12 protein-coding genes, 1 other RNA gene and 1 pseudogene are annotated in these 13,304 nt (G+C 64.3%); 7 read left to right on the top strand and 7 right to left on the bottom strand.

Annotated elements, in window-relative coordinates:
* Positions 1 to 17 precede the first annotated feature (17 nt).
* Complete coding sequence (locus Q8M85_RS16685) at positions 18 to 1,088, top strand: Gfo/Idh/MocA family protein (RefSeq protein ID WP_305546649.1); 1,071 nt, start codon at positions 18 to 20, stop codon at positions 1,086 to 1,088.
* A 262-nt stretch (positions 1,089 to 1,350) separates the two neighbouring features.
* Positions 1,351 to 1,584, top strand: a pseudogene (locus tag Q8M85_RS23430) (inositol 2-dehydrogenase); the annotation flags it as partial.
* Positions 1,585 to 1,928: 344 nt separating this feature from the next.
* Here the strand turns inward: Q8M85_RS23430 and ffs are convergent.
* Positions 1,929 to 2,027, bottom strand: an RNA gene (ffs, locus tag Q8M85_RS16680) — signal recognition particle sRNA small type.
* Positions 2,028 to 2,191: 164 nt separating this feature from the next.
* Between ffs and Q8M85_RS16675 the strand changes: the two genes are divergently transcribed.
* The gene (locus tag Q8M85_RS16675) at positions 2,192 to 3,565 is read left to right on the top strand and encodes an aminopeptidase P family N-terminal domain-containing protein (protein WP_305546647.1); all 1,374 of its coding nucleotides are present in this window, start codon (positions 2,192 to 2,194) and stop codon (positions 3,563 to 3,565) included.
* A gap of 63 nt (positions 3,566 to 3,628) precedes the next feature.
* Positions 3,629 to 5,653 (top strand): NADPH-dependent 2,4-dienoyl-CoA reductase, encoded by a 2,025-nt coding sequence (locus tag Q8M85_RS16670; protein ID WP_305546645.1) that lies wholly within the window; start codon positions 3,629 to 3,631, stop codon positions 5,651 to 5,653.
* 77 nt (positions 5,654 to 5,730) lie between these two features.
* On the opposite strand, the gene Q8M85_RS16665 is transcribed toward Q8M85_RS16670, so the two are convergent.
* Complete coding sequence (locus Q8M85_RS16665) at positions 5,731 to 5,988, bottom strand: EF-hand domain-containing protein (protein WP_305546643.1); 258 nt, start codon at positions 5,986 to 5,988, stop codon at positions 5,731 to 5,733.
* Between the two features lie 370 nt (positions 5,989 to 6,358).
* Between Q8M85_RS16665 and Q8M85_RS16660 the strand changes: the two genes are divergently transcribed.
* Positions 6,359 to 7,264, top strand: coding sequence for a LysR family transcriptional regulator (locus tag Q8M85_RS16660; protein ID WP_305546641.1), 906 nt, complete (start codon positions 6,359 to 6,361; stop codon positions 7,262 to 7,264).
* 27 nt (positions 7,265 to 7,291) lie between these two features.
* Here the strand turns inward: Q8M85_RS16660 and Q8M85_RS16655 are convergent, their stop codons facing one another.
* The 3 genes from Q8M85_RS16655 to Q8M85_RS16645 are packed head-to-tail and all read right to left on the bottom strand — an operon-like array spanning position 7,292 to position 9,670.
* Positions 7,292 to 8,236, bottom strand: coding sequence for an OmpA family protein (locus Q8M85_RS16655; protein ID WP_305546639.1), 945 nt, complete (start codon positions 8,234 to 8,236; stop codon positions 7,292 to 7,294).
* Positions 8,237 to 8,258: 22 nt separating this feature from the next.
* Positions 8,259 to 8,954 (bottom strand): N-acetyltransferase, encoded by a 696-nt coding sequence (locus Q8M85_RS16650; protein WP_305546637.1) that lies wholly within the window; start codon positions 8,952 to 8,954, stop codon positions 8,259 to 8,261.
* Positions 8,951 to 9,670: a molybdopterin-binding protein gene (locus tag Q8M85_RS16645; protein WP_305546635.1), complete on the bottom strand. Its 720-nt coding sequence runs from the start codon at positions 9,668 to 9,670 to the stop codon at positions 8,951 to 8,953. Before Q8M85_RS16645 ends, Q8M85_RS16650 begins: the two co-directional genes overlap by 4 nt.
* A gap of 91 nt (positions 9,671 to 9,761) precedes the next feature.
* On the opposite strand from Q8M85_RS16645, the gene map reads away from it, so the two are divergent.
* The gene (map, locus tag Q8M85_RS16640; protein WP_305546705.1) at positions 9,762 to 10,595 is read left to right on the top strand and encodes a type I methionyl aminopeptidase; all 834 of its coding nucleotides are present in this window, start codon (positions 9,762 to 9,764) and stop codon (positions 10,593 to 10,595) included.
* A 103-nt stretch (positions 10,596 to 10,698) separates the two neighbouring features.
* Here the strand turns inward: map and Q8M85_RS16635 are convergent, their stop codons facing one another.
* Both Q8M85_RS16635 and Q8M85_RS16630 read right to left on the bottom strand, forming a co-directional pair.
* Positions 10,699 to 11,463 carry a molybdopterin-dependent oxidoreductase gene (locus Q8M85_RS16635; protein ID WP_305546633.1) on the bottom strand — a complete coding sequence of 255 codons (765 nt, stop codon included), beginning with the start codon at positions 11,461 to 11,463 and terminating at the stop codon, positions 10,699 to 10,701.
* Positions 11,456 to 12,247 (bottom strand): cytochrome b/b6 domain-containing protein, encoded by a 792-nt coding sequence (locus tag Q8M85_RS16630; RefSeq protein WP_305546631.1) that lies wholly within the window; start codon positions 12,245 to 12,247, stop codon positions 11,456 to 11,458. The genes Q8M85_RS16635 and Q8M85_RS16630 overlap by 8 nt, the downstream gene beginning before the upstream one ends.
* 136 nt (positions 12,248 to 12,383) lie before the next feature.
* Between Q8M85_RS16630 and accD the strand changes: the two genes are divergently transcribed.
* Positions 12,384 to 13,304 (top strand): acetyl-CoA carboxylase, carboxyltransferase subunit beta, encoded by a 921-nt coding sequence (accD, locus tag Q8M85_RS16625; RefSeq protein ID WP_305546629.1) that lies wholly within the window; start codon positions 12,384 to 12,386, stop codon positions 13,302 to 13,304.

Below are 13,304 nucleotides of genomic sequence, written 5' to 3'. Positions count from 1 at the left end.
TTATCCAGGGTGAACCCATGATACGCTACGCTGTCGTTGGCGCGGGTTGGATCTCGCAGGAAGCTTTCATGCCTGCCGTTGCCGTCACCGGGAACTCGCGCATGCAGGCCATCGTGTCAGGCAGCCCCGAAGTTGCGCGACAGTTGGCGGACTTCCATGGCGTGCCCGAAGTTGTGGACTATTCCGGTTACGATGACCTCATCGCCAGCGACCGCATCGACGCGGTCTACATCGCGCTGCCGAACTCGATGCATGCGGACTACACGATCCGCGCGCTGAAAGCGGGCAAGCATGTGATGGTCGAAAAGCCGCTTGCGACGTCCATGTCCGAAAGTGAGGCAATGGTCGCCGCGACCAGGGAAAGCACTGCCTTCCTGATGACCGCATACCGACTGCACAACGAACCGGGCACGCACGGCATGATTGAAGCCATCCGGTCGGGCAAGATCGGCGAACCGGTATTTTTCACCTCCACCTTCGGCTTCCAGTCGCTATTGGGCAACCACCGCCTGCAAGCCAACCACTGGGGCGGTGCGCTGCCGGATGTCGGCGTCTACTGTCTGAACGCCGCGCGCCATGTCTTTGCCGCTGAACCCATCGCGGTGCAGGCCATGGCAAGCCGCCCCTCGGGCGATCCGCGCTTCGCCGAGATCGACGCGGGTCTTGCCGTCACGCTGAGGTTTCCCGGCGACCGGCTGGCGCAGTTCTTCTGCTCTTTCGGTTCGGGAACATCTGAATCGATCCGGGTTGTCGGGTCATCCGGCGAGTTGATCCTCGACCCCGCGTTCAAGTTCGACTCGGCGCTCCGGTTGACCGTCCGTGCCGACGGAAAGGAGACGATCATTCCGTTTCAGCAGGTGGATCATTTCTCGGGTCAGATTGCCTACTTCTCGGACTGCATCCTGACCCGAACCCCGCCGGAAGCGAATGGCGAAGAGGGGCTGGCTGACATGCGCGCGCTACTTGCGATCGACGAGGCCGCACGATGTGGCAGCACGGTCCGCCTGGATCCTCAGTCGTTCAAGGCGGGCATCAGCACATCGATGCTGAGGTCGTTCTCTCCCACAACCAGGCGACTGCTCGTCTGATCGCCACGATACCTTCTGTCCGATATGTAGCAAACGGCCGACAAGGCATCACCGTCCGACGTTTGAACTTCACTTACCCGCGCAGGATGGCGCGCAACAAGGTCCAGCCTGTCGGCCGGATCACGCCCAGCCTGGTTTACACCCGCTACAACTGCGCCATCCAGTAGGGCCTAGAGGGATCAGCTTGCTGTCGGGAATCGGCGGCGCGACCTGGTAAGCACACCAGACCGACTGGTTGAAGGGGATCACTGCGCCGGTCATCATGCCAAGTTCGGATGAGAGCAGGATCAAGGGCACCAAGCTGCCGATCCAACTGAGTTTCAACCGCCGTTACGATTCCGGCCACAGTGCCGCGCGGGCTGCGATGCTGGCGGGCGAGATTGGGGACCTGCATCAGGTGATCATCACCTCGCGCGATCCGGGACCGCCACCGAAAGCCTACCCGGTTGCGGTGGGAGGCCTCTTCCGCGACATGACGATCCACGACTTCGACCTGGCCCGTCGCATGCCCGACCGAGTAGTACAACCGCCGGCCTGCCAAATTCTGGAAGAACACATCGCCCCATCGCAAAATGCGAAGATCCAATCGAGCCAGTTAAAAGATCAGTGTTCCGCACTGTCCCGCCGTGTCCAGCCAATGGTCTGCGGCGGCCCTACCGCTGCACGTCTCCGGCATCGGTCTGTTCCTGTTTCCCATACAGGCCCGCCATTCCCCCACACGTGCCGAACGTGTTTCATGCTGCCGGACCCCTTACTGTGTAGCAGGTTCTTTATCAGTGTGTGTAGCGTACCCCTTGAGTACAAGGGCACTCAACAAGTGACGGTCTGCGCAAGTGGGAAGGGTGAGAGGCTGGACAACGACCCAAGCGGGGCTCGTTACGGCTGCTTCCTTCCGGACCTGACCGGGTTGGCGAGGCGCCTGCCCGCGCCAACCTCTCAAGCGTCATATAGGCGGGGGCAGCAGGATTCGCAAGGAAGCTCTCGGGTTGTGTCGTCGTCCACTTCGTGTCCTCCTTCGCAAACCGAGCGAGGGAGTCAAGGAATTCTCGACGAGCGGGATCGGGGAGTGCGATCCTGAGAGCCGTAACCTGGGGGAGACCAAGATGACGCGACTGCAACGCCTGGACTGGCCGGACAACGGCACGCCGGACCTGCCACCCCGGTTCACCCTGGCGGAGGCCGACCAGCGTATGATGGCGGTGCGGGCAGCCATGTCGGCAGCAGGCTATGCGGCGCTAGTGGTCTATGGCGACCGCGAGCATGCGGCGAACCTGCATTGGCTGACCGGATTTGACCCGCGCTTCGAGGAGGCGGTGCTGGTTGTGACCGAGGATGACGCGCTGCTGATCACGGGGAACGAGTGCCTGGCTTATACCGCTGTCTCTCCTCTTGTCGCAGCGGGGCGAGTGCGGACCGGGCTCTGCGCCTCGCTGTCGCTGCCAAGCCAGCCGAGAGACTCGCGGCGGTTATGGCAGTGGCTGGAGGAGGTCGTGCCGTCGGACGCGAAAGTCGGCGCGGTGGGGTGGAAGTGGTACGGCTCGGACGAACTGGCCCCCGGCCATGATCCGGCGCTTGCTTTGGACATCCCGGCATTTCTGGCCGACCCACTGCGTCAGCGGGCAGGGCGGGTCGAGAACGCGACCGCAGTTTTCATGCATCCCGGACATGGATTGCGGGCGCGGGTGACCGCCGACGAAATCGCGCGTCTGGAGTATTCGAATCATCTCGCGGCATCGGCCCTGCGCCGAATGATGTTCAGTTTCCGCGACGGCATGACCGACTTCGCCGCAATCGAAGCCGCACGGATCGGTGGCCTGCCGCTGGGGTGCCACCTGACGTTTGCGATGGGAGAAACTCCGGGTCTGTCCGGGCCTATCGGCGACCGCATCCGGCTGGGGGTCCCCGCCAGCTTCAACATCGCGCATTGGGGATCGAACATCTGCCGCGCGGGCTGGATGGCGCGCGGGGACTATGACCTTCCGGCTTCTGCTGCGGGCTATCTGGAGGAGTTCGTCTTCCCTTATATCCAGGCCTTGTCGGACTGGTGCGGGATGATGCGGCCAGGCGTGGCAGGGGGCGCGGTCTGGGCAATGATCCATGACCGGTTGCCCGCTGAGTTCGGGATCACGCTGAACCCCGGCCACCTGATCGGGGTTGATGAGTGGATGTCCTCGCCCATCATGCCGGAATCGGGCATCCCCTTGGCATCCGGCATGGCGATGCAGATGGACGTGATCCCGGCACATCCCCACTGGGGCTCGACCCGGATGGAGGATGGATATGTGATCGCGGACGAGGGTCTACGCGAGGAACTGGCGCAAAAGCATCCCAATGTGGCCCGGCGCTGCGCGTTGCGGGCCGAGTTCATGGTGCGCGTCATCGGGATGGAGGTGCCCGAGACCTTGTTGCCGCTGGCGGACACGTGCGGGATCATCGCGCCCTGGCTTCTGGACCCGGCACAGGTGGTGGTGCTGTGACGCCGCGTTCGTGGTGACGTTCGTGTCGGTCTTCGCCATTCTCCGCCCGCAAGGGGGACCATCATGACCGACTATCCGCATCTATTGTCGCCGATCACGCTGGCCGGGGTGACCTTGAGGAACCGGAGCCTGATGGGCTCGATGCACACCGGGTTGGAGGAGACGGGCGACTGGGGCCGGGTCGCGGCCTTCTATGCAGCGCGGGCGCGGGGCGGGGCGGGGCTGATCGTGACCGGGGGCATGGCGCCGAACCGCGAGGGCGGGGTGTTTCCCGGAGCGGCTGGGCTGTACACCGATCAGGACATCACCAATCACCGCCGTGTGACCGACGCGGTCCATGCCGAGGGCGGCCATATCGCCATGCAGATCCTGCACGCGGGGCGCTATGCCTATGGCAAAGAATGTGTCGCTCCGTCCGCGATCAAGTCCCCGATCTCTCCGTTCCCCCCGCGTGAACTGGACGAAGAGGGGATCGAAAAGCAGATCGCCGACATCGCCACGGCAGCGGCGCGGGCCATCGAGGCAGGCTATGACGGTGTCGAGGTGATGGGGTCCGAGGGCTATTTCCTGAACCAGTTCCTTGTGACCCACACCAATCGGCGGTCGGATCGTTGGGGCGGGTCGTATGAGAACCGGATGCGCCTGCCGGTCGAGGTCGTGGCCAGGGTGCGCGCGGCCACGGGCCCGGGGGCGGTGCTGGTCTACCGGATCTCGCTGATCGACCTGGTGCCGGATGGGTCGACCTGGGATGAGGTCGTGGCGCTTGCGAAGGCGATCGAGGCGGCGGGGGCCAGTGTCCTGAACACCGGGATCGGCTGGCACGAGGCGCGCGTGCCGACGATTGCCACCTCGGTTCCCCGCGCGGGATTTGCGCATCTGACAGCACGGCTTCGGCCCGAGGTTTCGATCCCGGTGATCACCTCGAACCGGATCAACACGCCCGAGGTGGCCGAGCGGCTGCTGGCGGACGGGGCATCCGACATGGTGTCGATGGCACGGCCCTGGCTGGCGGATGCGGAGTTCATCATGAAGGCGGCCTCCGGGCGGGCGGCCGAAATTGCGCCGTGCATAGCCTGCAACCAGGCCTGCCTGGACCATACCTTCAGCGGCAAGCTGACCTCTTGCCTGGTGAACCCCCGCGCCTGCCACGAGACCGAGCTTGTATATACACCAACTGACAACCCGAAGCGGGTGGCGGTGGTGGGGGCTGGCCCCGCGGGGATGATGATGGCCATCGTTGCAAGCCAAAGGGGCCATCAGGTCACGCTGTTCGACCGGGCAGAGCGGGTCGGCGGGCAGCTGAACCTTGCGAAACAGGTGCCGGGAAAGGAAGAGTTTCACGGGCTGGTCGATTGGTTCCATACCATGCTTCAGGCGCCGGGGATCGAGGTGCGGCTGGGGCAGGATGCCACAGCAGAGGACCTGGACGGCTTCGACGAGGTGGTGATCGCCACCGGGGTTGTTCCACGCGATCCGGGGATTCCGGTCGAAGCGGGGGCAACGGTGCTGTCCTACATCGACGTGCTGAAGGGTGCGCCTGTGGGGCGGCGAGTGGCCGTGGTGGGCGCAGGCGGGATCGGTTTCGACGTGGCCGAGACGCTGGTCCAGGACGGGGTCAGCCCGACGCTGGATATCGGTCGCTGGCGGGAAGAATGGGGCGTCAGCACACCTTGGCAGGACCGTGGCGGCCTGGCACCCGAGGGGCCGCACCCGCATCCCCCCGCGCGCGAGGTTCATCTATTGCAAAGGAAGACCGAAAAGCCGGGGCGGCATCTGGGCAAGACGACGGGATGGATCCACCGGGCCAGCCTGGCGATGAAGCGGGTCAAGATGCAGGGCGGGGTGAACTATGAGCGGATCACGCCCGAGGGGCTGGTGATCAGCCACGGGCCGAACCGGGACGGGGAAGAACTGCTGGCGGTCGACGCAGTGGTTCTTTGTGCCGGGCAGGAACCGGAGCGGAGGCTGTCAGCAGAGCTGGAGCTGCGTGGCATCCGCCACCACCGGATCGGCGGGGCGGATGTCGCGGCCGAACTGGATGCCAAGCGCGCCATCGATCAGGCAGCTCGCCTGGCGGCACGGCTATAACGAAAGCCGTCTCGTGCGACTTCGTCTCCTCGTCGGACATCAGCGACGGGTGACGCAGTCATCGACGGGGTAAAGGGTCAGCCGCCTGAGGCTTCGCCCGGCGCTGCAATCACGCCGCTGTCCAGCGCGGCCTGAAGCTCGGTCGCATCGACTGCACCGTCGGCGCTGGTGTCAATGGCGGTAAAGGTCTCTTCGGTCAGATCCGCCCAGACCGCCTGAAGTTCGACCAGCGACCAGCTGCCGCTGGAGTCGGTGTCGGGCACATCCGGCAGGGTCTGCGCGAAGGCGGCCGAAGCCAGGGCAAGCGGTGCAAGGGCGATTGCGAAGCGTTTCATGGAAGTCTCCTTTTCTATCCACGATTGCAGGGCAGCGCTTTTGCCGCCCTGGGGGTCAGCTAAAGGGTCGCGGAAGATCATTCCATAGAGTCGAAACAATGGCTGGAAAACGCGCCAAAACTCTGCCTATATCGGGACAATCGTGGAACGATTTCCCGCCGAGCCGGGCATCGCATCCCTTTCCTTGCGTATCGCCGGGGGTGGTTCTGGCAAGCAGTTGCCGATCCCCTGGCACCGTCCAGAGTTTCTCTGCCATCAACGATCCCCCACAATACCCCGGATCGGACGCCTGATTGCCGCCTTCCTGCCCGATTTGGAAGTGAAACCTGTTTGTAACAAAACCGGCGTGTCTGCTCCCGAAGAGGACAATATGGATCGACTGACAGAGATGGAGGCCTTCGCCACGGTAGTGGATCAGGGCGGCTTCACCGATGCAGCCAAGAAGATGGGGATTTCGAAATCCGCTGTCTCGAAACATGTGTCTGCCTTGGAAGCCCGACTCGGCGCCCGGTTGCTGAACAGAACCACCCGCCGCGTGTCGCCGACGGAGATCGGCCTGGCCTATTACGATCGTGCTCGTCGCGTGCTGAACGACGCCGGCGAAGCCGATGCGCTGGTCACCTCTATGCAATCCGCGCCCTCGGGCCTGTTGCGCGTGTCGGTCGCGACGGATTTCGGTGTGAACCTCTTGTCGCCGATCCTTGGCGATTTCCTGCTGGAATACCCCGACATCACCGTGAACATGGTACTGAACAACCGCTACGTCGAACTGATCAGCGAAGGCTTCGACATGGCGATCCGCGTGGGCGAACTTGAGGATAGCTCGCTGCGCGCCCGGAAGCTGACGGAAACCACGAAGCGGATGATCGGCGCGCCGTCCTACTTCCAGAAGTTCGGGCGACCGCAAAAGATCGATGATCTGAACGACCACAAGCTTCTGCACTATTCCAACCAGGCCAATGGCAACGTCTGGAAGATCACGGCACCTTCGGGCGAGAAGCGGCAGGTCCGGTCCGTGGGCTGGCTGACGGTGAACGACGGGCAAAGCTTGCTGAACGCCGCGATCTCCGGCCTGGGGATCGCCTACCTGCCCTCGTTCCTGTACGCCGACGCAATGCGGCAAGGCCTGGTCGAAGAAGCAATCCCCGGCCTGCCGGTCGAAGTGCTGGGCATCTACGCAGTCTATCCGCCGGGGCGTTTCACCCAGCCCAAGGTGCGCGCTTTCATCGACTTCTTGGCGCGGCGCTATGCCGACAAGGGTCCTGACAACTGGTGACGTCTCTCCCCCTCAGAGGCGCGTCCGCTAGCGGGTCGAAGTGACAATCACTTCGACCCGTCGGTTTTTCTGCCGACCTTCCTCGGTCTGGTTGGTCGCCCGGGGGGCCAGGAAGCCCACGCCATCGGCCGACACGCGCGCCGGGTCAGCGCCGTAGGTGCGGATCAGCGCAGCCGCCACCGCTTCGGCGCGACGTTCGGACAGCGCCTGGTTGGCGGCAAGACTTCCCGAAGCATCGGTGTGGCCGACAAGGGCAATGGTGCCGCGAGGGTTGGCCTCCAGCCAGGCCGCAACAGCGGCAAGCGAGGGATAATCGCCATCGGTGAGCGCGGCCGCGCCGCTGGCAAACACGAGGTCCTCCAGAACCGCTGCGCCTTTCGCATCCAGCGAAGCGGCAATGTCCGCGGCTTGGCCCGGCCCGTCAAAACTTCGCGGGATCTCGGGTTCAGCAAGGTCCACCGGCGTCTTTATCGACACTGCTGGCAGCGTGGCAGCCGAGACCCTGGTGATCTGGATATACCCCGCGCCCGAACTGCGGCTGACCAGGATCGACACCGCCTCGGTCCCCTTCTGGGCCGAGAGGAACCGGAAATCGCCCAGGTCGACGTGCATGTCCGGTTCGGGCATGACGTCAGTGTTGAACCGGAAATCGAAACCGCCGCAGGCGCGCGCCTCACATTCGAAGATGATCTCATAGCCCGCGGCACGAACCTGGTCGCGCAGCGGAGCCAAGAGCGCAAGCGTGGTCGCGCCCGGAGCCTCCAGCCGATAGGCACGCTGGTCCAGTGCCCCCTCGACCGGACGTGCGGGAACCGTCGTGCCGTCGAACGGCGCGGTGGGCAAGGCATAGGCGCCAGGGATCTCGCTGCGCGTTTCCTGGCCCAGGACCTTGGCTGGCAGGTCCAGAGTCAACGCGGAAACGGGATCGGCCAGTGCGGCGGCCAGGAAGAGAGGAAGGTAAGCCTTTGGCACTGCCGGGGGTCGCTTTCCGCGATCATTTCATTCGGTAGTGGTACTGTCCCACAACTTCCATGCCAAGGCGAGCATAGAGCGCACGCGCGGCGGCGTTCTGCCGGGTGACGACCAGCGATAGTCGGGTGGCCTTGTTCTCGGCTGCCCAGTTGGCCGCGGCGTGCAGCAGGTTCTTTCCCAGACCTTGGCGACGGTGGCTCTGCCGGACCTCGAGCGCGTGCAGCATCGCCTCGTCGCCGTGGCAGGCGATAAAGGCTACGCCAGCCGACCGATCATCGATCCGACCGAGCAGGGCCGCCTTGGGGCCTTGAACCCGCTCCATCACCGCGATACGGGCGGGGCCGATGCCACCTTCGGCCCAGACCGAGCGGGCAATTTCCAGCGGTGGCCAGTGCGGGAAGGCGGTAAGCCGTGGAAGATCGGTGACCAACCGCGCGACCGGGGCGGCATAGGCGACGACCGGGTCGACGATCCGCCAGCCACGGGAGTCAAGCGCGGCGTCCAGTTCGGTCTCTCCGGCGCGGATCAGCATCAGCGGCGCAGGCATCGCCGCTTCCAGCGTATCGAGGTCGGCCTTGAAGAAAGGTCCGTCCAGACTGGCCGCAGTGACACGTTTCCCGCCCCCCGCTCCATCGCGCAGGGTAAAGGGGCCAAGGGTCCACCGGCTGGCCGGGGGCCAGGTCGCCTCCATCACCTCGGCCAGCAGGGCGGGAGTCATCCGAACAGCTGGGTCAGTTTGACCATTGCCGCGTCCAGCCGACCTGGGTCGGTGCCACGCACCACGAGGTTCGCGCCATGCGCCCCGTTCTGGATGAACGGGTAGGACCCCATCGACAGGTCCGGAAACTCGGCCGCCAGCGCACCGAAGGGGCCGGCGATTTCGCCTTCGCCCCGGTTGACGCGAAGCGATTGCGACAGAAGCGGTGGCCCGCCGGTCAGCGTCGGCAGGACCGAGGCGACCATTGCCTGGAAGATGTTCGGCACCCCGGCCATGACATGCACATTGCCGATGGTAAAGCCTGGCGCGGTGGAGACCGGGTTGTCGATCAGCGCCGCCCCGTCCGGGATACGCGCCATGCGTTGACGCGCTTCGTTGAAGGGCAGGCCAGAGCGGTCGTAATGCGCCTGCAAAAGCGCCATCGCATCGGCGCGGTGGGAGATCGGGACACCCATCGCCTCGGCCACGGCGTCGGCCGTGATATCGTCGTGGGTCGGACCTATCCCTCCGCTGGTGAAGAGGTGGGTGTATTTCGACGACAGCGTGCGCACGGCATCGACGATTTCAGAATGGATGTCGGCCACGATACGCGCTTCGCACAGGGTGATGCCGAGGCGGGTCAGCTCTCCGGCCAGAAAATGCAGGTTCGAATCGCGCGTCCGGCCCGAAAGGATCTCGTCTCCGATCACCAGGATTGCGGCTGTCGGGTTGGTCATGGCCTGGCTCCTTGCGGTCTTTGGGTCGGGTATAGCCTTCGCGCGCGGGCTTTCAAACCCCGGCCTCTGGCCAATTCCGCGCGAGGCACTTATGTATTGCCCAAGGAGACTGCCGTTGGACGACATACGTGCCCGGATTACCAAGGATGGCATCCGCATCTACGAAGATGCGGACTTCGTCGGCATGCGCACCGCCGGTCGCGTGGCCGCGGAAATCCTGGATGCGGTCGCCCCGCTGGTGGTGGCGGGAACCACCACGGCGGTCATCGACGACTTCATCACCGATGAGATCAGGCGTCGTGGTGTCACCTCGGCCACCATTGGCTACAAGGGCTACAAGCACGCCTCCTGCATCAGCGTAAATCACGTGGTCTGCCACGGGATTCCGGGCGCGAAGGTGCTGATGGACGGCGACATCCTGAACATCGACGTCACGGTGATCGTCGATGGCTGGTATGGCGACACGAGCCGGATGTACGTTGCCGGGCAGCTTGCCCGCAAGGCCGAGCGGCTGATTGAAGTCACGCACGAAGGTCTGATGCGGGGGATTGCGGCGGTCAAACCGGGCAACACCTTTGGCGACATCGGACATGCGATCCAGACCTACGTCGAGGCGCAGCGCATGTCGGTCGTGCGTGATTTCTGTGGCCACGGGCTTGGTCGGGTGTTCCATGCTCCACCAAATGTGCTGCACTATGGCCGCCCAGGTTCGGGGCCGGTGCTGGAGGAAGGCATGTTCTTCACGATCGAGCCGATGGTGAACCTGGGTCGCCCGGAGACAAAGGTTTTGGCCGACGACTGGACGGCCGTCACCCGCGACAAGTCGCTGTCCGCGCAGTTTGAACATTCGGTGGGCGTCACGGCCACGGGTTGCGAGATCTTCACCCTCTCCCCTTCTGGAAAGTTCCACCCGACCTGGGGGTGAGTCTGCGGGTGAGTCTGCGGGTCGCCTCCTCGTGCGACTTCGTCTTCTCGTCGGTGACGGTCCGCCCAGCGAGGAGCGACACAGTCGACGACGAGCGGTCCGTCTAGATCCCCGCGTACCATTCATAACCCCGGTCGGCCCAATAGCTGCCCTTGCCGTATCCCAAAGAAGCCAGGCTGTCGGTCAGTGCAATGGTATGGACATACTTCGCCATCTTGTAACCCAGCTGCCGTTCGACCCGCAGGCGCAAAGGCGCGCCGTTGGCCACCGGAAGGGCCGCGCCATTCATGGCGTAGGCCAGGATCGTCTGGGGATGGAAGGCATCGATCAGGTCGATGCTCTCATAGTAGAAGACCTCTCCCGAAAGGCTGCGCTCGATGGCGTCGAAGCAGTGAAAGACGACATAACGGGCGGTAGGCTTCGGGCCTGCCAATGTCAGGACCGTGCCAAGCGGCGCGCCCTGCCATTTGGCTATGCAACTCCACCCTTCGACGCAGTCATGCCGGGTGATCTGGGTGCGCGGAGGGAGCGCGGTGAGGTCGGTGAGTGACAAACTCTGTGGGCGGTCGACCAGGCCAGTGACGGTCAGCCGGTAGTCGTGGAAGCCATTTGCGGCCAGACCGCGATAGTCCCTGCTGGCGGGATCGGTTGAACCGTTCGGACGCATCCCCTGGCGGATGTCAGTCTCGGAGAATTCGGGGGCAAGGCGATCCCCGATCAAGGCGCGCTGGGCGCTTTGGGTCAGGCCCTCGTGGCTGGCGAACAGCTTGCGCAAGGCGCTGTCGCTGGCTCCGGCGCCGTCGAAGACCTTGCAGCCGGAAAGCGCCAGTGCGGCCCCGCCGAGAAGGAATTGGCGTCGGTCAATCATGGGGAGCCTCATCGGTGCGATACCAGCCGGTCGTGATCGACCGAAGCGCGTTGAAGGGACCGGCGAGCAGGATCATCGCCATGTGGACTGCAAAGAAGCCGATCAGGGCAAGCATGGTCAGGAAGTGGATCGTGCGCGCTGTCTGGCGGCCCTGGAACAGATCCAGCAGCCAGGGCGCTGCGGCGTTGAAGCCGGGGGACATGGACAGGCCGGTCAGGATCATCAGCGGCAGGGCGACAAACAGGACTGAGGCATAGGCCAGCTTCTGCAGGACGCCGTACTCTCCTGTGTGGTGGAACAGCAGGCGGGCATGGTCGGCAATGTCCTGCGGCAGGGCCTTCAGGTCCGCCAAAGTGGGGATCAGCTGGCGCATGTGGCCGTTCAGACCTGAGACCACCAGCCAGAGGGTCAGCGCCCCCACCAGCGCCCAGGCGAAGAAGAAGTGGATCACCCTGCCCGTCGCAAGGCTTTGATAGGACGGGATGGTCAGCGCCGCCGGGATGGCGCGTGCCTCGCCGTTCGAGACGCCAAGAACGCCCGTGGTGTCGAACTCGACCCCCAGAACGCGCGTCACGCCGCGCAGGGCTTCGCCCTTCTGCTGCGCGCCGATCTGAAGGATGGCGTTGTCATAGGCGAAGCCGACCTCTTGCCCGATATGCAGGCTGGGATGGGCGTTGAATATCTGCAGGCCGCTCAGCATCAGGAAGAACAGGCTGACGGCCCAAACCCAATGCGTGATCCGGGTCAGCAGTTTTTGGCTATAGACAAGCGGGCCTTGCGGCATTGCGATCCTCCGGTTCGATGCAGAAGGAACGGGGCCGGGCCGGGAAAGTTTCGCCGCGCCCGGCGGATCACCGCTGATTGCATTTGCCGGCCCTCCGGCTTATTTCCAAGGCTGACCCAAAGGGCAGCAGGCGCGCATGAACTGGATCACCAACTACGTCCGTCCGAAGATCAACTCGCTTTTCTCGCGCCGCGAGGTGCCAGAGAATCTTTGGACCAAATGTCCAGAGTGCGGGACGATGCTGTTCCACCGCGAGTTGGCGGCGAACCTGAACGTCTGCAGCAATTGCGAACACCACATGGCGATCAGCCCGCGCGAACGGTTCGGTGCGCTGTTCGACGGCGGAATATTCACCGAGGTCAAGGTGCCCGACCCGGTGGTGGACCCGCTACATTTCCGCGATCAGAAGAAATACACCGACCGGATCAAGGCGGCGCAGAAGGCCAGCGGCGAGAAGGACGCCATGCTGGTGGCCGAGGGTGAGATAAATCGCACGCCCATCGTTGCCGCCGCGCAGGATTTCAGCTTCATGGCTGGGTCGATGGGCATGTATGTCGGCAACGCGATCATTGCAGCGGCCGAGCGGGCGGTGAAGCTGAAGCGCCCGCTGGTCCTGTTCAGCGCCTCGGGCGGGGCCCGGATGCAGGAGGGGATGCTGTCCCTGATGCAGATGCCGCGGACCACTGTCGCGGTGCAGATGCTGAAGGAAGCGCGCCTACCCTATATCGTCGTGCTGACCCACCCAACGACGGGGGGTGTCACGGCCAGCTATGCCATGCTGGGCGACGTGCAGATTGCCGAGCCCAACGCCCAGATCGGCTTTGCCGGCGCCCGGGTGATCGAACAAACCATCCGTGAGAAGCTGCCGGAAGGCTTCCAGCGCGCGGAATACCTCTTGGACCACGGTATGCTGGACCGCGTCGTTCACCGCAAAGCGATGAAGGACGAACTGGTCACCCTGGTGCGGATGCTGACCGGCCTACCCCCGGCGATCAAGGGTGATCTGCCCGCTCCGGTCGAAGCGCCCGCTGTCGGCAAAGCCGAGGCGAGCGCCTGA

This window comes from Tabrizicola sp. (assembly GCF_030694085.1).
Classification (GTDB): domain Bacteria; phylum Pseudomonadota; class Alphaproteobacteria; order Rhodobacterales; family Rhodobacteraceae; genus Tabrizicola.
Note: the sequence above shows the minus strand (reverse complement) of the source record. Positions and strands in the feature narration are given on the sequence as shown.